The sequence below is a fragment of the Pseudomonas abyssi genome (assembly GCF_003444685.1).
Classification (GTDB): domain Bacteria; phylum Pseudomonadota; class Gammaproteobacteria; order Pseudomonadales; family Pseudomonadaceae; genus Halopseudomonas; species Halopseudomonas abyssi.
In genome coordinates this window covers 512,460-537,080 of sequence record NZ_LMAZ01000001.1, presented here as the reverse complement: position 1 = coordinate 537,080, position 24,621 = coordinate 512,460, and the positions used below count along the sequence as shown (strand labels likewise).

20 protein-coding genes and 1 riboswitch are annotated in these 24,621 nt (G+C 62.3%); of the genes, 7 read left to right on the top strand and 13 right to left on the bottom strand.

What is annotated here, in order from left to right:
* Positions 1 to 11 precede the first annotated feature (11 nt).
* The gene (gene serB, locus ASB58_RS02475) at positions 12 to 1,223 is read right to left on the bottom strand and encodes a phosphoserine phosphatase SerB (RefSeq protein ID WP_118129235.1); all 1,212 of its coding nucleotides are present in this window, start codon (positions 1,221 to 1,223) and stop codon (positions 12 to 14) included.
* Positions 1,224 to 1,385: 162 nt separating this feature from the next.
* Between serB and ASB58_RS02470 the strand changes: the two genes are divergently transcribed.
* A complete protein-coding gene (locus tag ASB58_RS02470; protein ID WP_096003418.1) occupies positions 1,386 to 2,921 on the top strand; it encodes a histidine kinase in 1,536 nt (511 codons plus the stop codon).
* 27 nt (positions 2,922 to 2,948) lie between these two features.
* Here ASB58_RS02470 and parC read toward each other — a convergent pair whose 3' ends face one another.
* From parC to thiC, 8 genes are all read right to left on the bottom strand, one after another.
* On the bottom strand, positions 2,949 to 5,231 hold the full coding sequence (gene parC / locus ASB58_RS02465; RefSeq protein ID WP_096003417.1) for a DNA topoisomerase IV subunit A: 2,283 nt from the start codon (positions 5,229 to 5,231) through the stop codon (positions 2,949 to 2,951).
* 46 nt (positions 5,232 to 5,277) lie between these two features.
* Complete coding sequence (locus ASB58_RS02460; RefSeq protein ID WP_096003736.1) at positions 5,278 to 5,757, bottom strand: retropepsin-like aspartic protease family protein; 480 nt, start codon at positions 5,755 to 5,757, stop codon at positions 5,278 to 5,280.
* Positions 5,758 to 5,798: 41 nt separating this feature from the next.
* Positions 5,799 to 6,824: a DNA topoisomerase IV gene (locus ASB58_RS02455; RefSeq protein WP_118129234.1), complete on the bottom strand. Its 1,026-nt coding sequence runs from the start codon at positions 6,822 to 6,824 to the stop codon at positions 5,799 to 5,801.
* Positions 6,824 to 8,719, bottom strand: a complete 1,896-nt coding sequence (gene parE / locus ASB58_RS02450) for a DNA topoisomerase IV subunit B (RefSeq protein WP_118129233.1) — start codon at positions 8,717 to 8,719, stop codon at positions 6,824 to 6,826. Before parE ends, ASB58_RS02455 begins: the two co-directional genes overlap by 1 nt.
* Before the next feature lie 144 nt (positions 8,720 to 8,863).
* Entirely contained in the window at positions 8,864 to 9,664 is an 801-nt protein-coding gene (gene cpdA / locus ASB58_RS02445) for a 3',5'-cyclic-AMP phosphodiesterase (protein ID WP_118129232.1), read from the bottom strand.
* A gap of 73 nt (positions 9,665 to 9,737) precedes the next feature.
* Positions 9,738 to 10,202 carry a DUF1249 domain-containing protein gene (locus ASB58_RS02440; protein WP_407920648.1) on the bottom strand — a complete coding sequence of 155 codons (465 nt, stop codon included), beginning with the start codon at positions 10,200 to 10,202 and terminating at the stop codon, positions 9,738 to 9,740.
* The gene (locus ASB58_RS02435; protein ID WP_235827162.1) at positions 10,199 to 10,813 is read right to left on the bottom strand and encodes an NUDIX domain-containing protein; all 615 of its coding nucleotides are present in this window, start codon (positions 10,811 to 10,813) and stop codon (positions 10,199 to 10,201) included. The genes ASB58_RS02440 and ASB58_RS02435 overlap by 4 nt, the downstream gene beginning before the upstream one ends.
* A 202-nt stretch (positions 10,814 to 11,015) precedes the next feature.
* Positions 11,016 to 12,899 carry a phosphomethylpyrimidine synthase ThiC gene (thiC, locus tag ASB58_RS02430; RefSeq protein ID WP_118129231.1) on the bottom strand — a complete coding sequence of 628 codons (1,884 nt, stop codon included), beginning with the start codon at positions 12,897 to 12,899 and terminating at the stop codon, positions 11,016 to 11,018.
* A 73-nt stretch (positions 12,900 to 12,972) separates the two neighbouring features.
* Positions 12,973 to 13,069: riboswitch (TPP riboswitch) on the bottom strand.
* A 218-nt stretch (positions 13,070 to 13,287) separates the two neighbouring features.
* Between thiC and ASB58_RS02425 the strand changes: the two genes are divergently transcribed.
* Complete coding sequence (locus tag ASB58_RS02425) at positions 13,288 to 14,721, top strand: TolC family outer membrane protein (RefSeq protein ID WP_118129230.1); 1,434 nt, start codon at positions 13,288 to 13,290, stop codon at positions 14,719 to 14,721.
* Between the two features lie 51 nt (positions 14,722 to 14,772).
* Here ASB58_RS02425 and waaA read toward each other — a convergent pair whose 3' ends face one another.
* Positions 14,773 to 16,032: a lipid IV(A) 3-deoxy-D-manno-octulosonic acid transferase gene (gene waaA / locus ASB58_RS02420; RefSeq protein ID WP_118129229.1), complete on the bottom strand. Its 1,260-nt coding sequence runs from the start codon at positions 16,030 to 16,032 to the stop codon at positions 14,773 to 14,775.
* A gap of 116 nt (positions 16,033 to 16,148) precedes the next feature.
* Between waaA and ASB58_RS02415 the strand changes: the two genes are divergently transcribed.
* Genes ASB58_RS02415 through ASB58_RS02405 form a run of 3 tightly spaced genes read left to right on the top strand, consistent with a single transcriptional unit; the run spans position 16,149 to position 18,991 of the window.
* The gene (locus ASB58_RS02415; protein ID WP_118129228.1) at positions 16,149 to 17,327 is read left to right on the top strand and encodes an FAD-dependent oxidoreductase; all 1,179 of its coding nucleotides are present in this window, start codon (positions 16,149 to 16,151) and stop codon (positions 17,325 to 17,327) included.
* Positions 17,324 to 18,127 carry an aldo/keto reductase gene (locus ASB58_RS02410; protein ID WP_118129227.1) on the top strand — a complete coding sequence of 268 codons (804 nt, stop codon included), beginning with the start codon at positions 17,324 to 17,326 and terminating at the stop codon, positions 18,125 to 18,127. Before ASB58_RS02415 ends, ASB58_RS02410 begins: the two co-directional genes overlap by 4 nt.
* Positions 18,128 to 18,130: 3 nt before the next feature.
* Positions 18,131 to 18,991 carry a metal ABC transporter ATPase gene (locus tag ASB58_RS02405; RefSeq protein ID WP_118129226.1) on the top strand — a complete coding sequence of 287 codons (861 nt, stop codon included), beginning with the start codon at positions 18,131 to 18,133 and terminating at the stop codon, positions 18,989 to 18,991.
* Positions 18,992 to 18,993: 2 nt separating this feature from the next.
* On the opposite strand, the gene hldE is transcribed toward ASB58_RS02405, so the two are convergent.
* Both hldE and msbA read right to left on the bottom strand, forming a co-directional pair.
* Positions 18,994 to 20,424, bottom strand: a complete 1,431-nt coding sequence (gene hldE / locus ASB58_RS02400; RefSeq protein ID WP_118129225.1) for a bifunctional D-glycero-beta-D-manno-heptose-7-phosphate kinase/D-glycero-beta-D-manno-heptose 1-phosphate adenylyltransferase HldE — start codon at positions 20,422 to 20,424, stop codon at positions 18,994 to 18,996.
* A gap of 42 nt (positions 20,425 to 20,466) precedes the next feature.
* Positions 20,467 to 22,254 carry a lipid A export permease/ATP-binding protein MsbA gene (msbA, locus tag ASB58_RS02395; protein WP_118129224.1) on the bottom strand — a complete coding sequence of 596 codons (1,788 nt, stop codon included), beginning with the start codon at positions 22,252 to 22,254 and terminating at the stop codon, positions 20,467 to 20,469.
* A 110-nt stretch (positions 22,255 to 22,364) separates the two neighbouring features.
* Here msbA and ASB58_RS02390 point away from each other — a divergent pair, with 110 nt between their 5' ends.
* Positions 22,365 to 22,967 carry a BUD32 family EKC/KEOPS complex subunit gene (locus ASB58_RS02390; protein ID WP_118129223.1) on the top strand — a complete coding sequence of 201 codons (603 nt, stop codon included), beginning with the start codon at positions 22,365 to 22,367 and terminating at the stop codon, positions 22,965 to 22,967.
* A 4-nt stretch (positions 22,968 to 22,971) separates the two neighbouring features.
* Positions 22,972 to 23,541, top strand: coding sequence for a serine acetyltransferase (locus tag ASB58_RS02385; protein ID WP_147336783.1), 570 nt, complete (start codon positions 22,972 to 22,974; stop codon positions 23,539 to 23,541).
* 21 nt (positions 23,542 to 23,562) lie between these two features.
* Here ASB58_RS02385 and pseI read toward each other — a convergent pair whose 3' ends face one another.
* Positions 23,563 to 24,618, bottom strand: coding sequence for a pseudaminic acid synthase (pseI, locus tag ASB58_RS02380; RefSeq protein ID WP_118129222.1), 1,056 nt, complete (start codon positions 24,616 to 24,618; stop codon positions 23,563 to 23,565).
* Positions 24,619 to 24,621: the final 3 nt, after the last annotated feature.

The following is a 24,621-nucleotide window of genomic DNA, read 5'->3' as shown; positions in this document are numbered from 1 at the left end:
TCCTATCCAGCTCAGGCGCCATCCCGGTCGCGGAAGCCCAGCAGATACAGAATGCCATCCAGCCCCAGAGTCGAAATGGCCTGCTTGGCAGACTGTTTGACCAGCGGCTTGGCACGAAACGCCACACCCAGCCCGGCAATGGAGAGCATCGGCAGATCGTTGGCGCCGTCGCCCACGGCGATGGTCTGCTCCAGGCTGATCCCTTCCTGCTGGGCTAGTTGACGCAGCAGCTCAGCCTTGCGCTGACCGTCTACAATCGGCTCCTCAACCTCACCGGTCACCAGACCATTCTCGACCGGCAGGGCGTTGGCATAGACGTAGTCGATACCCAGGCGCTGCTGCAGGCGCTCGGCAAAATAGTTGAATCCCCCGGACAGAATCGCCGTCTTGTAGCCCAGACGTCTTAGCTGGGCTATCAGGGTTTCTGCGCCCTCGGTCAGGCGCAGTGATTCGGCAATGCTGTCGAGCGTGGAGACCGGCAAGCCCTTGAGCAACGCCATGCGCTCACGGAAGCTGGCACGAAAATCCAGCTCGCCACGCATCGCCCGCTCAGTGATCTCCGCCACCGCCTCGCCCACGCCCGCGGCCTTCGCCAGCTCATCGATCACCTCGGCATCGATCAGCGTGGAGTCCATATCGAACACCACCAGCCGGCGATTGCGGCGGAACAGGCTGTCTTGCTGAAAGGCGATATCCACACTCAGCTCCTGAGCGATAGCCAGGAACTCGGCGCGCAGGGCTGCCGCATCCGCCGGCTCACCGCGCACCGAGAACTCGATGCAGCCCTTGCCCTGATCTTCCGGCAGACCTTCTGGGATACGCCCGGACAAACGGTCGATATGATCAATATTGAGGCCATAGCGAGCAGTAATTTCACTCACCCGCGCAATGTGCTCGGCGGTAACCCGACGGGCCAGCAGCGTCACGATATGCCGCGCCTTGCCCTGCCCCTCTACCCAGCGGCTGTACTCTTCGGCGCTGACTGGAGTGAAACGTACTTGCTGGTCCAGCTCATAGCCTCGAAACAACACATCCTTGAGCACATCAGAGCTGCCTTGCCCGACCGGCATTTCCACCAGAATCCCGAAGGACAGGGTGTCGTGAATAACAGCCTGGCCGATATCCAGAATATGGACCTGCGCCTTGGCCAGCAGGCCAGTGATGGCAGCAGTCAGGCCCGGACGATCAGGGCCAGTGATGTTGATCAGGACAATTTCCTTCAAGACGCACACTCCGGCAGATGGAACTGGCGGCTATTCTACCCGCATTTGGCAACCAGCTCACAGATCAGCCTTTTTCCGCTTTTCGCGAATAGCTATACTCGCCCAACGCGTCGCTGCCCGGTTACACCAGGGTGCCGCCTCCGCCACCAGTCGAGTCTTGCCTTGAGCCGCCCAACTTCTACCCCGGACAATCTCTTTTTACGCTGCTACGCCAACCTGCGCCGCCGCTCCCTGACACTGGCCGGTGCCCTGCCGCTGATGGTACTGGCCCCCATGCTGCTGATGCTCGTTCTGCTGCTGTGGCTTGGCAAGGTGCAGTTGAATCAGGACATTGCCCAGCAGGCGGACCGCACGGGTAGCGCGCTGGCCAGGCAGATCTCCGCCTCGGCCGCCGAGCCACTGGCCGCCGAGGACCGTCTCAGCCTGAATATGCTGTTGGCGCAGTGGGCCCAGAACCCGATGATCGCCCATGTCAGCCTCTACTCCCCCAACAACCGCCTGCTGGCCGAAGCCGGCAGCGAGCCGCCGCGCCATCTGCGTGCACCAGGCCAGGGACGCTACCCCGCAGCCGTCCACTTGCAGGACCAGCTCGCCGGTCAGGTACAGCTGACTCTCAGCGCGGCGCCCTTCAACCAGCCTGCGCAGCAGCTGCTTGAACGCCTGATCTGGGGGCTGCTGCTTATTGGTGGTGTCGGGGGCCTGTTGGCCTGGCATCGTGCACGAGAACTGTCACGCCAGCTCTCCGCCCTGGCCGAGTGGGACAGCACCCCCAGCTACCCGGCCCCCGGTTATCGCCGCCGTGATGAGCTGGGCGAACTATCGCGCGCCTTGCTTGCTCATCGCGGGCTGCTGCCAGAACCCGCGCCGGAACCGGAGCCTGTAACCGAGCCGGAGCCCGATCACGTCCCGCTGATAACACCCGCCTATATTGAGGCGGCCGATAACCTTGAGGTCGAGAGCGTCGCAACACCCGCTCTGGCGTCAGAGCCGGACGACGACAGCCAGAGCACGCCGACAGACGAGCCGCAGGCACAAGAGAGCAGCGCAGAAACCGACAATGGGGCAGCCACGGACGACGCCCCGACTGACAGCGCAGCAGCAAGTGAACCGGCGCCTGAACCAGCGCGCCAAGCGCTGCTGGCGGTGCGCCTGGGCAATCAGGAGGCGCTGCGCCGCCTGCCGCGCGAGCGGCTGATGACACTGCTTGAACGCTATCGCCAGCAAGTACAACGAGCCTGCCAGCTCTACGGCGGTGAGCAGCACACGCTGTTCGACGGCACCAGCGTACTGCTGTTTCGGGATAATCCGGAGGCGGGCGGTGCGGAGTTGAAACACAGCCTGTGCTGCGGCGAGCTGCTGAGAGTACTCGGTCATGATCTGCAGATCGAGATTGCTGACACCGGTACTGCCCTGCACCTGCAGTTGGCGCTGGGCCATGCCGCCGGGCTGGTCGGGCTGGATGAAAAGGCGCTGGGTGAACACCCCGCCTGTCAGCAGGTACTGGAGCAGCTACAGCACAGCCGCAACCTGCTCCTGGTAGACGCCGAGCTGGCCGCCAGCACACCGCTGCGCCAATGCGCCTCAACCCGCCGGCTGGCCAGCCAGCCGGGCACCTTCTGTATCGAACGCCTACTTGAGCCGTATCAGTCGCTGCTCGAGCGTCAGCTCAGCTCGCTGTACAACCAGCGCCAGGCCTGAGCCGGCGCTGGCTGCCCAAGGCAGCGATCAGACGCCCTCGGCCGACGCACTGGCTGACGGCAACTCTACAGCTACCTCGTCGACTTTCTGGAAGCCCCGCGGCAGCTTGTTGCCGCGGCGGCCCCGCTCACCGCTGTAATGCTCCAGATCCGCCGCCTTGAGCGTCAGGGTGCGCTTGCCAGCCGTCAGCACCAACTGCGCCCCCGGCGGCAACACGGCCAATCCGGCAACAAACTCCTCGCGCGATTTAACCCGAGCAGAGGGCAGCGACAGTATCTTGTTGCCCTTGCCCTTGGAGAGTTGCGGCAGGTCCTTGAGCGGAAATACCAGCAGACGTCCCTCGTTGGAGACCGCCGCCAGATGACTGCTCTGCGGGTATCGCACGCGCTGCGGCGTCAGGATGCGGCCACCCTCCGGCAGATTCAGCAGCGCCTTGCCATTCTTGTTCTTGGCCAGCATGTCCTCGCCCTTGACCAGGAACCCGTAGCCGGCATCCGAAGCCAGCAGATACAGGCTCTCATCCTCGGGCATCAGCACGGCATCAAAGCTGGTGCCGGCTGGCGGGCTGAAACGACCGGTCAATGGCTCACCCTGCCCCCGTGCCGACGGCAACGTGTGGGCTGCCAGCGAATAGCTGCGCCCGCTGCTGTCGATAAACACCGCCTGTTGATTGGACCGTCCGATGGCCTGCCCCAGATAGGCATCGCCCGCCTTGTAGCTGAGCGCTGCGCCGTCGACATCATGCCCCTTGGCACAACGCACCCAGCCCTTTTCCGACAGCACGACGGTCACCGGTTCAGAGGGTACCAGATCGGTTTCGGACAGGGCCTTGGCCTCTTTGCGCTCCACCAGCGGTGAGCGACGCTCATCACCGTAGGTCTCGGCATCGGCAACCAGTTCGTCGCGCACCAGGCTACGCAGCTTGCGCTCGTCACCCAGCACGCTCTGCAGGTGGTCACGTTCATCGCGCAGCGCATCCTGCTCGGCGCGAATCTTCATCTCTTCCAGGCGCGCGAGCTGACGCAGACGCGTGTCAAGAATGTAGTCGGCCTGCAGCTCGCTGAGATCAAACCGGGCGATCAGCTCCGCCTTGGGGTGGTCCTCGGTGCGAATGATGTGAATCACTTCATCCAGATTGAGGAAGGCAACCAGCAACCCATCCAACAGGTGCAGGCGAGCCAGCACCTTGTCCAGCCGGAACTGCAGACGGCGCCGCACGGTCGCCACCCGGAAACCCAGCCACTCGCTGAGCAGGGTCCAGAGATCCTTGACCGCCGGCTTGCCGTCGGTGCCGATCACGTTCATGTTGACCCGGTAGCTGTGCTCCAGGTCGGTGGTGGCAAACAGGTGCTGCATCAGATCGTCCAGATCGACCCGGTTGGAACGCGGCACGATGACAATGCGCGTCGGGTTTTCATGATCTGACTCGTCCCGCAGGTCCGCGACCATCGGCAGCTTCTTGTTCTGCATCTGCGCGGCAATCTGCTCCAGCACCTTGGCCCCGGACACCTGATGCGGCAGCGCAGTGATGACCACCTCGCCATCTTCCTTATCCCACACTGCACGGCAACGCACCGAACCACGCCCACTGGCGTACATCTTCAGCAGCTCGTGACGGGGGGTAATAATCTCCGCTTCGGTGGGGAAATCCGGCCCCTGCACATGCTCGAGAATCTCGTCGAGGCCAGCGCCCGGGTCATCCAGCAGACGCACACAGGCCGCCGCTACCTCCTTGAGGTTATGCGGCGGAATATCGGTGGCCATGCCCACGGCGATGCCAGTCGTACCATTGAGCAGCAGATTGGGTAGACGAGCCGGCAGCACCATGGGCTCGTCCATGGTGCCGTCAAAGTTCGGCTGCCAGTCCACCGTGCCCTGCCCCAGCTCCGCCAGCAACACCTCGCTGTAGCGCGCCAGACGGGCTTCGGTGTAACGCATGGCGGCGAAGGACTTGGGATCGTCCGGCGCGCCCCAGTTGCCCTGTCCGTCTACCAGCGGATAGCGATAAGAGAAGGGCTGCGCCATCAGCACCATGGCTTCGTAACAGGCCGAATCGCCATGCGGATGGTATTTACCCAGCACGTCACCCACGGTGCGGGCCGACTTCTTGTGCTTCGAGCTGGCCGACAGCCCAAGCTCGCTCATGGCATAGACAATGCGCCGCTGTACCGGCTTGAGGCCGTCGCCGATGTGCGGCAACGCACGGTCCATGATCACGTACATGGAATAGTTGAGGTAGGCTTCCTCGGTAAAGGACGCCAGCGAGCGACGCTCTACGCCATCCAGGCTCAGGTCCAGTCCATCACTCATGTTTCATCTCCACAGGTGGGCAGCGCCGGGCTACCCGCTTGAAAACTCATTGATACTGTCGCAGCAGCAGATCACCGCCCTGCGAACGAAAATCCAGCTGGCGCAGGGCACTCATGCCCAGCAGCACTTCGTCGCCGCCCATGCCGGGAACAATGCCGGCCTCGACGTCATGCAAGCGAATATCGCCAATCTGCAGGCTGTTCAGTCTGGTGGCATAGCCTTCTGCTGTGCCATTGGCGGTGTCGACCATAAATTGCCGTCCGCGCTCCAGCCCCAGCTCCTCGGCCAGACCGGCCGGCACCGCAACAAAACTCGCCCCGGTATCCACTAGCAGGGTAACGGCGCTGCTGTTGATGCGCCCGTTGACCAGATAGTGCCCCTGGCGGTTGGCCTCAAGGCGCACCTCGACCGCACTGTCCAGGCGACTGGACTCGGGGTTTTGGTTGGGATTGCGCTGACGCTCCTCCACACCACTGAACCAGAAGGCAGCCAGCAACAGGCCGGCAATCCACGCCAGAATCATCATGCCGGTGCCCAGCTTGCGCTGGGAGGGAGGCGTAGATTCGTTCACGGCGTCACGTCCTCCTGCCAGTCCGCCGGCAGCGCAAAGTGAAACAACCAGGGCCGCGCGTCGCCATCCGGGCGCAGCCGGTTGTTGTTGTCCAGACCGATGACAATTCCCTCGTCGCTGATCAGCAGGGCTTCTGCCAGGCCGAACGGGGCGTCCGGATAGAAATAGGGCTCAACCAGTACCGACTGGGCAAAGGACCAGCAGCGTTCGCGCTTGCCGGAAAGTGCGTTACGCCGGCACACCTGATGCGCATTGCGCTCCAGGGTCCACAGCCATCCCTCCCAGAACACCAGATCGGAAAAGTCGACCGGCATGACTTCACGGTTGAGAATACCGGGACCGAAAGGCTCGGTCGGCAGGAAGCGGCGCTCAGCCAGCAGGACACACCCAGCCAAAGGACAGACCCAGCGGTCGCCCTGACGCTGCAACTTGACCAACCCCCTGCCCTGCCGTTCGGCCGCCAGCCACAACGTGTCGGCCTGGGCATCAATCGCTACCCCTTCGGCCAGTGCGTTGACCTGTTGCCACAAACCACGGGCTTCCCCTTCGGTGTAGACCGCCGGATCCAGACCCAGCCAGCTACCCTGCACCGGCGTCTCAGCGGGCGGCGGCAGACGCAGGACACCCAGCTGACTTTCGCTGACCAGATAACGGTTGCCTTCGCCATCGCAGGCCAGTCCTTCAAAATCCAGCGCCTGGCCGCTCAATCCGCGCAACCAGGCACCGGCTAGCAATTTGACTGGCAACATCGAGGGCGAATCGGCCGGCAGCGTGAAGCTCTCTACGCTCGCCTGATAGGCATGCTCGCCACGCTGCAACACAAACAGGCTGGTGTCCTCACGGTCAGACAGCGTCAGCAACTGCCCATTACAGTGCTGCAAAGCAGACAGGTTGCCACGCGGCATGCCGTCTACCGGCAGGGCGGCTTCCAGCTGCAACTCGGGCGCTCGTTCAAAAGCATTGGCAAGCCCGCTCAGCAGCAGCACACAGGCGCCCAGCAGGCGCAGACCAGCATGACGCATCAGAGCAGCACCTCGGCCAGATCACCCTTGCTTTCCAGCCAGGCCTTGCGGTCAGAGGAACGTTTCTTGGCCAGCAGCATGTCCATTAGCTGCTCGGTATCCTGTGTCTCGTCCACGGTCAGTTGCACCAGTCGCCGCGTATCTGGCGCCATAGTCGTTTCGCGTAACTGCAACGGGTTCATTTCACCCAGACCCTTGAAGCGCGTCACCTGAATCTTGCCACGCTTACCCTCGGCCTCGATGCGATCAAGAATGCCCTGTTTCTCGGCATCGTCCAGGGCGTAATACACGTCCTTGCCGATATCCACCCGGTACAGCGGCGGCATGGCAACAAACACATGCCCGGCCTCAACCAAGGGACGGAAGTGACGGACAAAGAGCGCGCATAGCAAGGTGGCAATGTGCAGGCCGTCGGAGTCGGCATCGGCCAGGATGCAGATTTTGCCGTAACGCAGCTGCTCCAGGCTCGCGGCACCCGGGTCCACCCCGATGGCAACCGCAATATCGTGCACTTCCTGCGATCCCAGCACTTCGCTGGACTCAACCTCCCAGGTATTCAGGATCTTGCCGCGCAGCGGCATGATCGCCTGAAATTCCTTGTCGCGAGCCTGCTTGGCACTACCACCGGCCGAGTCACCCTCGACCAGAAAGAGTTCAGAGCGGGAGCTGTCCTGCCCTACGCAATCGGCCAGCTTGCCCGGCAACGCCGGGCCCTGAGTGATCCGCTTGCGCTCGATCTTCTTGCCGGCCTTGAGACGGCGGCCGGCATGACTGATCGCCATTTCAGCAATCTGCTGACCGATATCGGCGTGCTGGTTCAGCCACAGGCTGAAGGCATCCTTGACCACGCCGGAAACAAAGGCCGCGGACTCGCGGGAGGACAGCCGCTCCTTGGTTTGACCGGAGAACTGGGCCTCCGCCATTTTCAGCGACAGCACATAACTAACGCGCTCCCAGATATCCTCTGGCGCCAGCTTGAGGCCGCGCGGCAACAGATTGCGAAACTCGCAGAATTCGCGAATGGCTTCGAGCAGCCCCGCGCGCAAGCCATTAACGTGGGTACCGCCCTGGGCGGTCGGGATCAGGTTGACGTAGCTTTCCTGCACCAGCTCGCCGCCTTCGGGCAGCCAGAACACCGCCCAGTCGACCGCCTCCTGCTTGGCGGCAAAGGCCCCGGAGAAGGGCTCCTCCGGCAGCTTCGGCCATTCGGCGCAGGCGTCGACCAGGTAATCACGCAGGCCATCTTCATAACACCAGCTGATCTTCTCGCCGGACTGGCGATCATCGAAGTCCACCTTGAGCCCAGGGCAGAGCACCGCCTTGGCTTTGAGCAGATGCTTCAGCCGGGTGATACTGAACTTGGCCGAGTCGAAATACTTGGCGTCTGGCCAGAAGGTAACGGTCGTGCCGGTATTGCGCTTGCCGACCGTGCCAATGACTTCCAGTTCGCGCACCTTGTCGCCGTTGGCAAAAGCCATGGCGTATTCCTGCCCATCGCGCTTGACCCGCACTTCCACCTTGTGGGACAGCGCGTTGACCACCGAAATACCCACCCCGTGCAGACCGCCGGAGAACTGGTAGTTCTTGTTGGAGAACTTGCCGCCGGCATGCAGCCGCGTAAGGATCAGTTCGACCCCGGAAACGCCCTCCTCCGGGTGAATATCCACGGGCATGCCGCGCCCGTCATCACTGACCTCCAGGGCATTGTCCTGGTGCAGGACCACGCTGATGGTGCGCGCGTGACCGGCCAGAGCCTCGTCGACGCTGTTGTCTATGACCTCCTGGGCCAGGTGGTTGGGACGGGTCGTGTCGGTGTACATGCCCGGACGACGGCGCACCGGGTCCAGACCGCTGAGGACTTCCAGCGCATCGGCGTTATAGGTCGATTGAGACATGGTGGAGGCAGGTTTCCTTCTTGAATCTTTTCAACATGCAGGCAGCGGATGCGCAGCAGGCGCGGCAACCGGCAGTAAAGACAGACATGGGGTCACATAGTATCCGGCAGGCCGCTTGCCTGCCACCGTCTGCACGGCGAGAACTCAATAACCAACCGCTTCCGGATCGGGCAGAAACTGGCCGGCAGGCAGGCGAGACACAGCCGTTTCGATACGCCCGTCGTCGTACAGCCGCAGCCAGCGATACCCCGGAGCCTGGGTGTCGGTCGCAAAGTCGTCACTGCTGGGCGCAAACTGCACACAGGTCGAGGGCGTTGCCAGCAGGCGCAGATGTCCAAGCCGTTGGTCGAAATGCTGGTGAATATGCCCCCAGAGCACGGCCTTGACCCGCGAATCCGGCTCGAGACGGGTCAGCAGGTCCGCGGCATTGAGCAGACCGATGGGCTCCATCCAGTCGCTGCCGATACTCACGGGCTGGTGATGCAGACACACCAGTACATGGCGGTCGCCGGCCGTTGCCAAAGCGTCGTCAAGGCTGCTCAGGGTGGTCGCCGACAAATGCCCCGGCACCGCGCCCAAAATGCTTGAGTCGAGCAGCACGATCCGCCAGTTGCCGATATCCACCCAGTCACGGGTCAGGCCCAGCGGTTTGCCCAGCCGGGCCATCAGCTCGGCGTCATCATGATTGCCGGGAATCCAGTAACAGGGTGCCGGCAAACGCAGGCTGGAGGCAATGAAGCGGCGATACGCCGCCTCGCTGCCATCCTGAGTGATATCGCCAGTGGCCAGCACCAGATCCATGCGTGAAATCTGCTCCAGCACCATGTCCACTACGGCATCCAGACTGGCCTGCGTCTGCAAGCCCAGCAGATCACCTTCTGCATCGGCAAACAGATGACTGTCGGTCAACTGCACAACGCAGATGAAGTCCGATCCTAACGACATCCTGCTCCCACTCCTTGTCCGCGCTCTCGGCGATTATCTTGGCCCCTGCCGCGCCGCGATTCCAGCGATTGGGTCACAGACCCTGACCAGCAAAGAACAACGGCTGTGCGCTCTGTCCATGACGCTGGCAGTAACCAAGCCACTCCCCCAGGAACTGGTTGAGCTGATATTTTTCGTCCGGCTGCAGCATCTGCTCGTTAGGGTACGGATAGACGCCGCGAAACCGCCGACTGTTATAGGCGGCCACCACTTCGGCCAGCCCGGCATCGTGATACATGCGCACTTCCATGCTGGGTGGCGTCACCCAGCTCTGGCGCCGCTCATGGGCCAGCTGTAGCGTCGAGGTATAGGGACAACGCTCCAGTACACGAATGACCAGCGCCTGCTCCTCACCGTCACCGGCATCAATCTCGATGCGCCGCTCATCTTCCTCGTGCAGGCGCGGCATCAACTTGAGCAGACGCCAGTAATTACTCTCGCAGACAGCCTGCAGGCCGATCAGGTCGACCCGGTAACGTGGCTTGCGCAAGGCGCTCACGGCGCGTCTCCGGCACCCGCGCGCAGCTGATCAACGTTCAGTTGCAACCACTGCAGGGCAATGATGCTGGCGGCGTTATCAATCCGGCCGCTGTGCAGCGCGTGCAGAGCCTGCTCTCGCGGCCACAGACTTACGCGGATATCCTCGCCTTCCTCGGCCAGACCGTGAATACCGCCGACACCACGGCTGTCGACCAGCGCACAATACAGATGCACAAACTCGTCGCTGCCACCGGGTGACGGGTAGTAGCGGGTAATCGGGTGCAGCGAGCGCAGGGTCAGGCCAGCCTCTTCGTCCGCCTCACGGTGGGCTACTTCCTCCGGGGATTCATCGGTATCGATCAGCCCGGCGACCAGCTCCAGCATCCAGGGGTTGTCGCTTTTCTCCAGAGCACCGATGCGCACCTGCTCGATCAGCACCACCTGATCCAGCCAGGGGTCGTACGGCAGAACACACACCGCGTCGTGACGCACAAACAGCTCGCGGCGCAGCACGGGGCCCCAGCCGCCGTTGAACAGCCGGTGACGCAGATTTAGGACGTCGAGGCGATAGAACCCCTTGAAGCCGGTTTCCCGACTGATGATGTCCACATCGTCGCGCGTAAAGGACAAAAGCACACTCCCCGGATCAGTCAGCTGCAGAGCACAAGGCATCTGGCCCCTGCAGGCTGCAAGCAAAGCATAAATCCGCCATGCCCCATTGGCGTGGGGCACAGCGAATAAGAGTCAGTCGCTTAAGCTCGCATATCTGACCGGCAGACGGCAAGGGTCCGGACGTGCCAGACCCTGGACCGCAAGACGCGCGCGAACGCGATTAGAGCTTGTGGTAGAGCTGAGAGCCGGTGGTACGAAACTCTTCGGACTTAGCCTTCATGCCCTCTTCCACCGCCAGATCGACCGCATCGATGCGCTGCTGGGCAGCGTACTCGCGGACCTCCTGGGTGATTTTCATCGAGCAGAACTTGGGACCGCACATCGAGCAGAAGTGCGCTACCTTGGCCGACTCCTTCGGCAGCGTTTCATCGTGATAGGCGCGCGCTGTGTCCGGATCCAGGCCCAGGTTGAACTGGTCTTCCCAGCGGAATTCGAAACGCGCCTTGCTCAGTGCGTTATCACGGATCTGCGCCCCCGGGTGCCCCTTGGCCAGGTCAGCCGCGTGGGCCGCAATCTTGTAGGTAATGATGCCGGTTTTGACATCATCCCGGTTCGGCAGTCCCAAGTGTTCCTTGGGCGTCACATAGCAGAGCATGGCGCAGCCAAACCAGCCGATCATGGCCGCACCGATACCACTGGTGATGTGGTCATAACCCGGCGCGATATCCGTGGTTAGCGGGCCAAGGGTATAGAAGGGGGCTTCGTCGCAGCACTCCAGCTGCTTGTCCATGTTTTCCTTGATCAGCTGCATGGGCACATGGCCCGGCCCTTCGATCATCACCTGTACGTCGTGTTTCCAGGCCAGCTTGGTCAACTCGCCCAGGGTTTCCAGTTCACCGAACTGGGCTTCGTCGTTGGCGTCGGCAATGGAGCCGGGACGCAGGCCATCACCCAGCGAGAAGCTGACGTCGTAGGCCTTCATGATTTCGCAGATATCCTCGAAATGGGTATACAGGAAGTTCTCCTGGTGGTGTGCCAGACACCACTTGGCCATGATCGAGCCGCCGCGCGATACGATGCCGGTGACCCGCTTGGCAGTCATCGGCACATAGCGCAGCAACACGCCCGCATGGATGGTGAAGTAATCCACACCCTGCTCTGCCTGTTCGATCAGGGTGTCGCGGAAAATCTCCCAGGTCAGATCCTCAGCAACGCCACCCACCTTCTCCAGCGCCTGATAGATCGGCACGGTACCGATCGGCACCGGCGAGTTGCGGATGATCCATTCGCGGGTTTCGTGGATGTTCTTGCCGGTCGACAGGTCCATCACCGTGTCCGAGCCCCAGCGAATCCCCCAGGTCATCTTCTCGACTTCTTCTTCGATGGAAGAACCCAGCGCCGAGTTGCCGATATTGCCGTTGATCTTCACCAGGAAGTTGCGGCCGATAATCATCGGCTCCAGCTCCGGATGGTTGATGTTGGCAGGGATGATCGCCCGGCCGCGGGCGATCTCTTCGCGCACAAACTCGGCGGTGATTTCCTTGGGGATATTCGCGCCAAAGCTGTGGCCGACGTGCTGCTCCTTGAGCAACCCGGCCTCGCGCGCCTCCTGCAGCTTCATGTTCTCGCGAATCGCGACGTACTCCATCTCGGGCGTGATGATGCCGCGACGGGCGTAATGCATCTGCGACACATTGCAGCCGGCCTTGGCACGGCGCGGCGTGCGCACGTGGGCAAAACGCATGTGATCAAGAGAGCTGTCAGCCAGGCGCGAGGCGCCAAACTCGGAGGTCAGCCCCGGCAGCACCTCGGTATCGCCGCGCTCGTCAATCCAGGCGCCGCGTACATCGGCAAGGCCGGCACGCAGATCGATATTGGCCTGCGGATCGGTGTAGGGGCCAGAGGTGTCGTAAACCAGCACCGGCGCGTTGGTTTCGCCGCCAAAGTCGGTCGGCGTATCCGCCAGGCTGATCTCGCGCATGGGCACACGGATGTCCGGGCGCGAGCCGGTCACATAGACCTTGCGAGAATTGGGGAAGGGTTGGGTGGCGGCGCTGTCGGCACCCGAGGTGGCGATGGCGGTATCAGGCAACTTGCTGTTCATTGTTATGCTCCACTGCGTTGAGATGCGCAGGGAACCGAAAAGCCACGGCCACGCCAGCCCTTGCGGACTCGCGCTTGCCGTCTATCTCGATTCCTACGCCGGTGCTAGCCGGTTCAGGTTCAACGGGTATCATCTCAGCCGCTTTGCAAGCAGCACCCCGTCAAGATGTCCGCACAGTCTAGAGCCCTGTCGCCGTAGTCTCAAGCCCGCAGTAGAGGGGCTTTGCCGCAATGGTTTTTCTGGGCGAAAGCTGGCTGACAAAATCCGCGAAAATGTCAGCAAAAGTCGCCACAACAGTTTGTTCCCGATTGTTGATACCAGGCCGCTTGACCCGGCGTTCAGAGCCTTTTAGCCTTGCCTGACTTGCCCCCATGCGAAGGACCTCTGCATGCTCCGCCCTCTTTACGTTGCCCTGCTACTGGCCGGCGCCTCTACCCAGGTTGCAGCCAACACCGATCTGATGACCATTTACCGCCAGGCGGTGCTGAACAGCGCCGATCTGGCCGCCGCCGAGGCAGACGCCCTGGCACGTCAGGAAGCGCTGCCACAGGCACGCTCGCAACTGCTGCCCAACCTGGGCATTGGCGCCGGCGCTGCACGCGAGGATCTCGAGATCGACAACGTGGGCGGTGACGAGTATTCCACACATTATTACCAGGCCAGCCTGACCCAGCCCCTATTCCGCGCCGATCGCTGGTTCACCTACCAGGCCGCCAAGGCGACCACTCAGCAGGCCCAACTGGAATTCTCGGCGACGCAGCAGAACCTGATCCTGGAAGTCTCCCAGGCCTACTTCAACGTGCTGCAGGCGTCCGACAACCTGGCTACCGCCAAGGCCGAGGAAAAGGCCTTTGAGCGCCAGCTGGAGCAAGCCCAGGAACGCTTTGACGTTGGCCTGTCGGCCCGCACCGACGTGCTCGAAGCCCGCGCCGGCTATGACAGCGCCCGCGCCGCCCGCCTGACCGCCGAAACCAACCTGGATGTCAGCTACCAGGCGCTGACCCGGTTGACCAACCAGAGCTACGACAGCCTGTACGGCATCAGCCACGAGCTGCCCGTGCTGCCGCCGACCCCGGCCAGTATGCAGGAGTGGGTCGAAACCGCCGCCGCGCAAAACCTGACCCTGCAAGCCAGTCGCTACGCCATTGAAGGCGCCGAAGACAGCCTGCGCAGCAGCAAGGCCGGCTACGCGCCGGTGGTTGACGCCTTTGTGCGTTACAGCAACAACAACGGCGGGGCCTCGATCCCGACTGCCGGCCAGTCCAGCGCCGACACCGAGCTGACCAGTTTTGGTGTGGAGCTGAGCATGCCGCTGTTCACCGGCGGCCTGACCACCTCCCAGGTGCGCGAGTCCACCTACCGCCTGACCCAGGCAGAACAATCCAGCGAGGCGCAACGCCGCCGCGTGGTGGAAAACACCCGCAACCTCTACCGCACAGTGACCTCCAGCGTTGAAGAAGTGTCAGCTCGCCGCCAGGCTATTGTCTCCGCCAAGGCGGCGCTGGACGCCACCCAAACCGGCTACGAGGTAGGTACCCGCAACGTGGTTGACGTGCTGGACGCCCAGCGCAACCTGTTCCGCACCGTGCGTGACTACAACACCGTGCGCTACAACTACATCATCAACAACCTGAACCTGAAGCTGGCCGCCGGCACCCTTAGCCCACAGGACCTGCAGGACCTCTCCCAGTGGCTCAACCCGAACTATGACCCGGACGAGGACTTCATCCCGCAGGCAACCCAGGAGGAGATGGAGCAGATGTCGATGGGCAACCGCCCCACGCCGCTGCCGCCGAGCGATCCGGACAGCACCACGTTCTAAGCTAGCAACAACGGCGCCCACAGGCGCCGTTGTTGTTGGTGGCAGGGGCAATCAGCCGAGTAGCCGGGCAATGCCGGCGAGCAGGCGCTCCAGCGCGCCCTGATTATCCTGCACCACCGCACGGCCAGCGGCGCCGGCACGCTCCCTGGCCGACGCATCCTCCAGCAACGCCTGCACCGCGCTCGCCAGCGCCTGCTCATCGCTCACCACCTGCAACGCGCCCGCCCCCTCCAGCAGCTCACTGATTTCAGTAAAGTTAAAGCGGTGCGGTCCCGATAGGACCGGCACCCCCAGAGCAGCAGGCTCCAGATAATTGTGACCACCGTTGGGCACCAGCGAGCCACCGACAAACGCCACATCGGCACAGGCATAGAGCATCACCAGTTCGCCCATGGTATCGCCCACCAGCACCTGCTGATCCGCCGCCGGCAGCTGGCCGCTGCTGCGACGCACTGCGGCAAGCCCGGCGTCCTGCACCTGCCGCGCCACCGCATCAAAGCGCTCCGGATGACGGGGCACCAGAATCAGCAGCGCATCCGGCAACGCCTGCAGCACGGTCTGATGAGCCCGCAGTACCTGCTCGTCTTCTCCAGCATGGGTGCTGGCAGCGATCCACACCGGGCGCTCGCCCCAGCGCGCGCGCAGATCAGCCGCCTGCTGCAACAACGTCGGGTCTGCGCGAAAGTCGAACTTGATACTGCCGGTGACCTGCAGTTGCTCCCGCGCCACACCCAGCGTGATAAAGCGCAGCGCCTCGGCCTGACTTTGCACCGCAACCCAGTCCAGCGCCGCAAACATCGGGCGCACCAGTGCAGACACGCGCTGATAGCCGCGCGCCGAACGCTCGGACAAGCGCGCATTGGCCAGTACCAGAGGTACCTTGGCACGCGCGGCCTCGGTCACCAGGTTGGGCCAGAGCTCGGTTTCCATGATGATGCCGACGCGCGGCTTGAGACGGCGCAGCAACCGACGCTGCAGCCAGGGCAAGTCATAGGGCAGATAGGCATGCCCGACCTGACCGCCAAACAGCTTGCGAATCTGCTCCGAGCCGGTCGGCGTCATGCAGGTGATGGTGATCGGCAACTCGGGGTAACGCTTGAGCAGCTCGCGCACCATCGGGGCTGCGGCAATGCTCTCGCCTACCGACACCGCGTGCACCCAGATACCGCCAGCGCGTACATCACCGCCCAGCGCGAAGCGCTCGGACCAACGGCGGGCGTAGGCCGGCGCCTTGATGGCACGGTACAGCAGGCGCAGCAGCACCAGTGGCATGCACAGGCAGAACAGCAAGGTATAAAGGCGGCGCGCCATGTCATCTCCTGAGATCAAAAGCCGGGCGGCAATGGATTGCAACTGTCGCAAGTGTGACCCAGCCCGCCGCCAATGACTATACTAGACGGCCTTTATCAAACGTTCAGCGGGAGCCCATGAGCACAACCCTCGACACCGACATCTGCATCATCGGCGGCGGCATTGCCGGCCTCTGGCTCAATGCACGGCTGCGCCAGGCGGGATACCAGAGCCTGCTGGTGGAGCGCGGCGCCCTTGGCGGCGGCCAAAGCGTCAAGTCCCAGGGGATTATTCACGGCGGTATCAAGTACGCGTTGGGCGGCAAGCTCAATGCCGCTACCGAGGCCATCGCCGGCATGCCCGAGCGCTGGCGCAGCTGCCTGGCGGGCGACGGTGAGCTGGATCTGCGCGGCGTACGCGTGCTCTCCGAGCATCACTATCTGTGGTCACCCGGTAGCCTGATCAGCAACCTCGCCGGTTTCTTTGCCAGCAAGGCCCTGCGCGGGCGCGTCGAGCAAGTGAAGGGCAAAGCGCTGCCCAAGGTCTTCAATGACCCGGCCTTTCGCGGCAAGGTCTATCAGCTCGGCGAACTGGTATTGGACGTACCCTCCGCCATCACTCGCCTCGCCGAGCTGAGCGGTGACGGCCTGATCGCCGACAGCAGCCCGCACGTGCTGCGCGCCGACGATGGCAGCATCAGCGGAGTGCAGCTTCATGGCGCCACCATCCGTGCCCAGCGCTACGTTCTGACCGCCGGTGAAGGCACCGACGCGCTCATGCAGGAATGGGGCGAAAGCGAGCCGGCAATGCAACGCCGTCCGTTGCAGATGGTGCTGGTCAAGGGGCCGGACTTGCCACCACTGTTTGCGCACTGCCTGGGCGCCAGTCCCAAGCCGCGGCTGACCGTCACTACCCACCCTTGTGAAGACGGTCAATGGTGCTGGTATCTCGGCGGCGAGTTGGCCGAACAGGGCGTCAACCAGACGGCCGATGCGCTGATTGACGCAGCCAAGCGCGAACTCACCGAACTCTTGCCCTGGATCAATCTGGATAACTGCCAGTGGACTACTCTGCCGGTGAACCGCGCAGAACCGGCGCAAAGTGGCCTAGTACGCCCCGACAATGCCTACGTGCAGGCCAAGGGCAACGCGCTGATCAGTTGGCCGACCAAGCTGGCCCTGGCCCCCAACCTCAGCGACCTGGTATTCGAGGAGCTGGAACGCCAGCAAATCAGGCCACAGCCGCATGCGCCTCTGCCAAGCGACCTGCCGCGCCCGCGCGTCGCCGAACCAATCTGGGATATGTGTTTTCGATGACTGATCTGCGCCCCTACTACCGCTCGCTGGGCAGCACCGGCCTGAAGCTTTCCCCGCTGGGGCTGGGCACGGTCAAGATCGGCCGCAACCAGGGCGTCAAATACCCCAGTGGTTTCGAGCTGCCGGACGACGACGCCGTGCGCAACCTGCTGGCCCAGGCTCGCGAGCTGGGCATCAATCTGCTCGACACCGCGCCAGCCTACGGCACCAGCGAGCAGCGCCTGGGGCCGCTGCTCAGGGGCCAACGTGATCAGTGGATCATCTGCAGCAAGGTGGGCGAGGAGTTTACCGACGGGCAGTCGCACTTCGACTTTTCAGCCAAACACACACGCCAATCGGTCGAGCGTTCCCTGCAACGCCTGGGCACCGACCGGATCGAGCTGGTGCTGGTGCATTCGGATGGCAACGACCTTGAGGTGCTCGACCAGGAGGTCTACCCGACCCTGGCTCAGCTCAAGCAGGAAGGCCTGATTCTGGCCTACGGATTTTCCGGCAAGACCGTCGACGGCGGTTTGCGCGCCCTGCAGCAGGGCGACTGCGCCATGGTCACCTACAACCTGCGCGAGCAGGCGGAACAACCGGTGCTGGACTTCGCGCTGCAACACAATAAGGGCATTCTGATCAAAAAGGCGTTGGCCAGCGGGCATCTCTGCCTGGATGGCGAAGACCCGGTACGCGCCGGCCTTGCGCTGGTACTCGGCCACCCGGGCGTCACCAGCGCCATCATCGGCACCATCAACCCCGTGCACCTGGCGCAGAACGTCGAGGCTGCTGTATCGGTACTCACGCAGATGGAGTAAGGCATGACCCAGATTGTCGCCCGCAAGAACCCCGTCGCTTTCAAGACTCAGGCCATTTCGGTGGCCGCCAGCCCTGAAGTATTGCGTTACGAGCCGGTCGGCAGTCCACTGAGTTTTGCCCAGATGCAGGCGCGCCGGCAGCCATTGCAGCTGGATGATCCACATTGTTTTGAGGTCACGCTGGCCAATCTGGGGGTCTCCGTCGACCTGCACCTGCACTGGCAAGGTCGCGACTTTCATCTACTGGTACGCCAGGACCGCCCGGACCGCGGCGACCGGGTACTCAAGCTGCTGTCGGGCTACGTGCCAGCCCACGAGCTGCGGGTACCGCTACTCACGGTAATGACGGAAATAGCCGAAGAGCTGCTGATAGAAAGCGAGGCTGGCTGGCTGCAGGGCCGCTATCAGGACACCTGGCTGCCTACCCCCTACGCCGACAGCCTGCCGCTGAACGATGAACATTACTTTGCCCTGGGCGCTCGCAGCGGCGCTGCCCGCCCGGTACTGTGCCGCGAGCTCAACCTGCTGGAGCGCCCGCACGCCTACGTGCACCTGCCCACAAGCTCACTGCAGCTGATCTACAGCATGACGCTGCAACTGCCGGAGAGCCTGCGCAGCCTGTCACTACTGCACGCAGATGAGTATCTCGATGAGGAAAGCGGCGAGCTGATCGCGCGTCTGGATACCCAGCGCCCCGAGCTGTTTCTCGCCGAGTACCGCGACGGCCAGCCAACGGGTGAGCTGTTCTGCCTGCAGCAAGGCGAGCTGATTGCACAGCCGACGGAAGATCAGTTGCTCAGTGAAGCCTTCGCCCCGCGCCAGGGCTGGCTGGTCGCAGCGTGCAACTGCCCGCTGCGCAGCTGAGATCAGTCGTCACCGCGCTCGCGGATTTTTTCGACAATCGCGGTGGTTGAGCAGCTTTCAACAAAGTTGAGCACCTTCACCTCGCCACCGTAAGCCTGCACGATCGGCCCACCCACCACCTGGTCGACGCTGTAGTCGCCGCCCTTGACCAGCACATCCGGTTTGACCTGTTCAAGCAGTCGCTCGGGGGTGTCTTCGCTGAAGCTGATTACCCAGTCCACAGCCCCCAATCCAGCCAGCACCGTCATGCGCCGCTCAACGCTGTTGATTGGTCGGCCCGGGCCTTTCAGGCGGGTGACCGACGCATCATCGTTAATCGCGACGATCAGGCGATCACCCTGAGCACGCGCCTCTTCCAGGTAGCCGACGTGTCCGGCATGGATGATGTCGAAACAGCCGTTAGTGAAGACAATACGCTCGCCATGGGCGCGCGCATCGTCCAGCGCCTGCAGCAACTGCTCAACACCCAGCACACCGCGGCCACTGCCCTGCTCCTGCTGCACCGCCCGGCGCAGCTCCGGCGCGCTGATAGCCGCCGTACCCAGCTTGCCAACCACGATGCTGGCCGCCAGATTGGCCAGAGCCACAGCCTGCGGCAGGGCTTCACCGGCAGCCAGCGCCGCCGCCAGGGTGGAGATAACGGTGTCCCCCGCCCCCGTCACATCAAACACCTCGCGCGCGCGCGCCGGAAGATGCAGCGCGCCCTCGCCCCGGCGCAGCAGCGTCATGCCCTGCTCGCTACGGGTCACCAGCAACGCATCCAGCGACAGTTCATCAATCAGTGCCATGCCCTTGTCGACCAGCGCCTGCTCGGTGTCACAGCGACCAACCACCGCCTCGAACTCGGACAGGTTGGGCGTAATCAGGCTGGCGCCGCGATAAATGGAAAAGTCACTGCCCTTGGGGTCCGCCAGCACCGGCACGCCGTGCTCACGGGCCAAGGCAATCAACGCCTGGTGATTGAGCAGCGCCCCCTTGCCGTAGTCCGACAGGATCATCACCTTGACCTTGTCCAGCAGTCCGCCAACCGAAGCCAGCAACGCCTCGGCATCGGTCTCGAAGCGCTCTTCAAAATCCAGCCGGATCAACTGCTGGTGGCGGCTCATGACCCGCAGCTTGGTGATGGTCGGCTGGCTTTCATGCTGCTGGAAGTCGCAGTACACACCGGCTGCGTTCAAGCGCTGCTGCAGGCTGTGCGCCGCCTCGTCCTTGCCGGTTACCCCGACCAGCCAGGCCGGTGCGCCCAGCGCCGCAATATTCAGCGCCACGTTGCCAGCACCGCCTGGGCGATCCTCGATCTGGTCAACCTTGACGACAGGCACCGGCGCTTCCGGCGAAATACGGTTGGTCGGGCCATGCCAATAGCGGTCCAGCATTACGTCGCCAACCACCAGCACCGGGGCGGAGTCGAATCGGGGCATGCTCAGTTTCATTGTCTTCATCACCTGTAGCGGCGGCCTCCCGGCCACCGCGCATTAAGCCTGTGGAGTCTGCTCTTCCTCAAACTGCATGCTGTGCAGTCTGGCGTAATAGCCGTTCAGCGCCAGCAGCTCCTTGTGGCTGCCACGCTCGACAATCTGGCCCTGGTCCATGACCATGATCACGTCCGCCTTCTCGATGGTGGACAGACGGTGCGCAATCACCAGTGTGGTCCGGCCCTGCATCACTCTATCCAGCGCCGCCTGGATATGCCGCTCGGACTCGGTATCCAGCGCCGAAGTCGCCTCGTCCAGAATCAGCAGCGGTGCATCCTTGAGCAGCGCGCGAGCAATCGCCAGACGCTGACGCTGACCACCGGACAACAACACCCCGTTTTCACCAACCAGCGTGTCAAAACCTTCGGGCAGCAGATCGATAAATTCCTTGGCATAAGCCGCCTCAGCCGCCGCAACGATAGCGTCACGCGGGGCATCGGCCAGATCACCGTAGGCAATGTTGTTGGCCACGGTGTCATTGAACAGGGTGACATTCTGGCTGACCAGGGCAATCTGCTGGCGCAGGCTGCGCAGGGTAAAATTCTGCAGCGGCGTGCCATCGAGCAGAATCTCACCCTGTTCGTGCTGATAGAAACGAGGAATCAGGTTAGCCAGTGTGGACTTGCCACTACCGGAGCGGCCAACCAGCGCAACCATCTGCCCCGGCTCAACGCTGAAGCTGACATCATTAAGCACGCGCTTGCTAGTACCGGGGTAGCAGAAAGTCAGGTGGCTCACCTCAAGGCGCCCGCCAACCCGGTCGCTTTCCAGGGTTCCGGTATCGTTCTCGGGCTCTTCATCCAACTGCTCGAACACACTCTCGGCGGCGGCAATGCCCTTCTGGATATTCGCACTCACCTCAGACAACTGACGGATCGGCTTGGGCAACAGGCCTGCGGCAGTGATGTAGGCGACCAGGTCACCGGCGGTCGCATCGCCGCGCAGAAACAGCACCAGGAACATCACGATCGCCATGGCGCTATAGGTCACCAGCTGCAATGACGGCGTGAATACCGAGCCGGTGCGTACCATCTTCAAGCCGCGCTCGCGGTTTTCGGTACTGGCCTTGAGGAAGCGTTCAGACTCGTAGCGCTCGCCGCCAAAACTGCGCACCACCCGAAAGCCGGAAATGGTCTCGGAGGTGACATGGGTAACATCGCCCATGGCGGTCTGAATCTTCTTGCTTTGCTTGCGAAATTTCTTGCTCGCGCTGGTCACCATCAAACCGATTACCGGCAAAATCGCAATCAGCACCAGTGTCAGCATCCAGTTCATCCACAGCAGGTAGGCAAACAGGAAGATCACGGTCATGCCCTCGCGGAACACGACCTTGATCGCATCAGTCGCCGCGCCGGTGACCATGGTGACGTTGAAGGTAATGCGCGAGACCAAGTGACCCGAGTTGTGCAGATCAAAGTAGCGATTGGGCAGGGTGAGCAGGTTATTGAATAGCGCGGTACGCAGGTCGTGCACGACGCCAAGCGAGACCTTGGCAATAAAGTAGTTACCCAGGTACGAGCCAACACCTTGATAGAAAGCAATGGCAATGATGAAGGCCGGAAAGCCCCAGATCAGCGGAACGCCAAAGAACAGGGCGTTCTCGCCGCTCTGCAATCCATCGACAAAGTACTTCAACATCCACGCCATGGCGGGCTGCGCCGACGCGAAAATGGCAAAGCCGATAATGCTGATGGCAAAGGCTTTCCAATAGGGTTTCACATAGGTCAGCAGACGCAGGTAAATGCGCACGCTGGAGCGGGCAAAGCTCTCTTGGGGCGTATCAGTCATGGGGCCTTCAAAGCTGAGACAGTAGCGCTGAAGTCTAACACAAGCGCTTGGCACAACAGCCCGGCAGCACAAAGTAGGATAAACTGCGCCTTTTGCCCCGGACTGCCTTGATGCAACGCCTCAGCGACACACAATTTCAACAATGGCGCGCAGACGCCAACGTTCTGGAACAGGACCACCACGGAGAGAAGGTGCTGCTGCTGGCCGACGGCACCATGCTGAAACTGTTCCGCCGCAAAAGCTGGTTCTCCAAGACGGTGTTCTTTCCGCCGGCCCAGCGTTTTGCCGACAACGCCTTAGCCTTGAGCAAGCTCGGCATTCCCTGCCCACAGGTCATCGCCACCTACAAACTGCTCAACCCCTACCGCAGCGTTGTGCACTATCACCCGTTGGCAGGCGAAACCTTACGCGGCCTGCTCAACGCGGAGCAGTCGCTGGAGCAACTGGAGCTGTTTGCACAACTGGCCGAATTCATTACCAGCCTGCACGACAAAGGCGTCTACTTTCGCTCACTGCATCTGGGTAATATCGTGCTGACGCCCGATAGCCAGCTGGGGTTGATCGACATCTCCGACCTGCGCTGCCTGGGCCGACCGCTGTCACGCAGCATGCGCAACCGCAATTACCGGCATTTGCTGCGCTACGAACAGGACTGGGCGTTAGTCGACAAGTCCGCCCGGGCGCTGTTTCCGCTGTTTTCCTCAAGGAGCTGAGCGAGTGATGCTGACCACCTTTGCCGAACTGAAAGCTTTCTGGCACTACGAGATTCTGGGTGAGGACAAGCGGTTTTCCTGGCGCAAACTGCGGCGCCGGGTCGCGCGAAACAACTCGTACAACTGTCTGTTCTGGCTACGACTGTCGCAATACCTGCACAGTCGCCCTGGCCGCACTACGCTTTCAATGGCCAAGCGCATCAACAAAGGGCTGGCGCGCAAATATGGCGTCGAAATCATGCTGGGCGCCCAGATAGACAAGGGGCTATGGCTGGGCCACCCCACTGCGATTACAGTCTATTCCGGCGTTCGGATCGGGCGTGACTGCAACTTGCGCCAGTGCACCACCATCGGCTCGGTGGAGGCCAATAACAAACCCATCGAGCTCGGACACAACGTTGATATCGGTGCGCACTGCTGCATCATCGGCAGCGGCATTCGCATCGGCAATAACGTGCGCATCGGCGCCATGAGCTTCATCAACAAGGATGTGCCGGATGATGTCACCTACATCACCCGCAAGGACAATCACATCTACCCCAATCGCACTCAACACGACGCCCGCGTGGACTGAGACCTGCGGTGTCTGCAGGGTTCAGTCCAGCAATTCCTGGCTTAGCGCAGTACCAAAAGCAATATCGCGACTGGCGCGACGACCCATCACCTGATCCAGCATTTTGGGTGGCAGGCCGAACCCCGGGCGCACGCTGCGCACGTTATCGGCACTGAACAGCTCCCCAGCCTTCATATCGCGCGTAACGTATAGCGAACGCCGGAAGCGCGCATTGCCCTGCTCGCTGGACTTTCGACCGTAATCCACCTGCCCCAGGGCTCGCCAGGCGGTCTTGCTGTCTCGGCACAACGCCTGCAGCTCAGCCGGCTCCAGCGAGAAGCTGTCGTCAGGGCCGCCGCCACTGCGGTCCAGGGTGAAGTGCTTTTCAATAATCGATGCACCCAGAACCACGCTGGCAATCGCCGTGGTGTTGTCCAGCGTATGATCTGACAAACCAGTCACCAAGCCAAAGCGCTCACGCATGTCTGCCAATGTGCGCAGATTGTAGTCTTCGGCGGGGGCCGGATAGCCACTGACGCAGTGGAGAATGGCAAGCTCGCGACACCCCCCCTCGCGCGCAGCCTCCACCGCCTCGGCAATCTCATCGCCATCTGCCATGCCGGTGGAAATGATCATCGGCTTGCCCGTTGCCGCAACATAACGGATCAGCGGCAAGTCGATAGCCTCGAATGAGGCGATCTTGTAAGCCGGCGCATTCAGATCCTCCAGCAAGTCCACCGCAGTAAAGTCGAAGGGAGAGCTGAAGATGGTGATGTCGTGCTTGCGTGCGTGTTCGAACAGCGGCTTGTGCCAGTCCCAGGGCATATGCGCCTGCTGGTATAGCTCATACAGGGACTGGCCATCCCACAACCCGCCACGGATCTGGAAATCCTCGGCGTCACAGTTCAGGGTAATGGTGTCAGCGGTATAGGTCTGCAGCTTGATCGCATCGGCACCGGCGTGCTTGGCTTGCTCGATAATCTGCAGAGCAGTCTCCAGACTCCCATTATGATTGGCCGACAGCTCGGCAATGATGTAGGGCTCAGCGTCGAGCGCAATGCGTCGCCCTGCGATGGAGATACTGGGTGTACCAGACATGGA

What these genes read in the sequence shown, in the direction of transcription:
- ASB58_RS02410 (WP_118129227.1), top strand. Translation starts at nt 17,324, where the DNA reads ATGACTGATCTGCGCCCCTACTACCGCTCGCTGGGCAGCACCGGCCTG.
- ASB58_RS02405 (WP_118129226.1), top strand. Translation starts at nt 18,131, where the DNA reads ATGACCCAGATTGTCGCCCGCAAGAACCCCGTCGCTTTCAAGACTCAG.
- ASB58_RS02415 (WP_118129228.1), top strand. Translation starts at nt 16,149, where the DNA reads ATGAGCACAACCCTCGACACCGACATCTGCATCATCGGCGGCGGCATT.
- thiC (WP_118129231.1), bottom strand. Translation starts at nt 12,899, where the DNA reads ATGAACAGCAAGTTGCCTGATACCGCCATCGCCACCTCGGGTGCCGAC.
- ASB58_RS02425 (WP_118129230.1), top strand. Translation starts at nt 13,288, where the DNA reads ATGCTCCGCCCTCTTTACGTTGCCCTGCTACTGGCCGGCGCCTCTACC.
- msbA (WP_118129224.1), bottom strand. Translation starts at nt 22,254, where the DNA reads ATGACTGATACGCCCCAAGAGAGCTTTGCCCGCTCCAGCGTGCGCATT.
- parC (WP_096003417.1), bottom strand. Translation starts at nt 5,231, where the DNA reads ATGAGTGATGGACTGGACCTGAGCCTGGATGGCGTAGAGCGTCGCTCG.
- cpdA (WP_118129232.1), bottom strand. Translation starts at nt 9,664, where the DNA reads ATGTCGTTAGGATCGGACTTCATCTGCGTTGTGCAGTTGACCGACAGT.
- hldE (WP_118129225.1), bottom strand. Translation starts at nt 20,424, where the DNA reads ATGAAACTGAGCATGCCCCGATTCGACTCCGCCCCGGTGCTGGTGGTT.
- parE (WP_118129233.1), bottom strand. Translation starts at nt 8,719, where the DNA reads ATGTCTCAATCGACCTATAACGCCGATGCGCTGGAAGTCCTCAGCGGT.
- waaA (WP_118129229.1), bottom strand. Translation starts at nt 16,032, where the DNA reads ATGGCGCGCCGCCTTTATACCTTGCTGTTCTGCCTGTGCATGCCACTG.
- ASB58_RS02455 (WP_118129234.1), bottom strand. Translation starts at nt 6,824, where the DNA reads ATGCGTCATGCTGGTCTGCGCCTGCTGGGCGCCTGTGTGCTGCTGCTG.
- ASB58_RS02460 (WP_096003736.1), bottom strand. Translation starts at nt 5,757, where the DNA reads ATGATGATTCTGGCGTGGATTGCCGGCCTGTTGCTGGCTGCCTTCTGG.
- ASB58_RS02390 (WP_118129223.1), top strand. Translation starts at nt 22,365, where the DNA reads ATGCAACGCCTCAGCGACACACAATTTCAACAATGGCGCGCAGACGCC.
- pseI (WP_118129222.1), bottom strand. Translation starts at nt 24,618, where the DNA reads ATGTCTGGTACACCCAGTATCTCCATCGCAGGGCGACGCATTGCGCTC.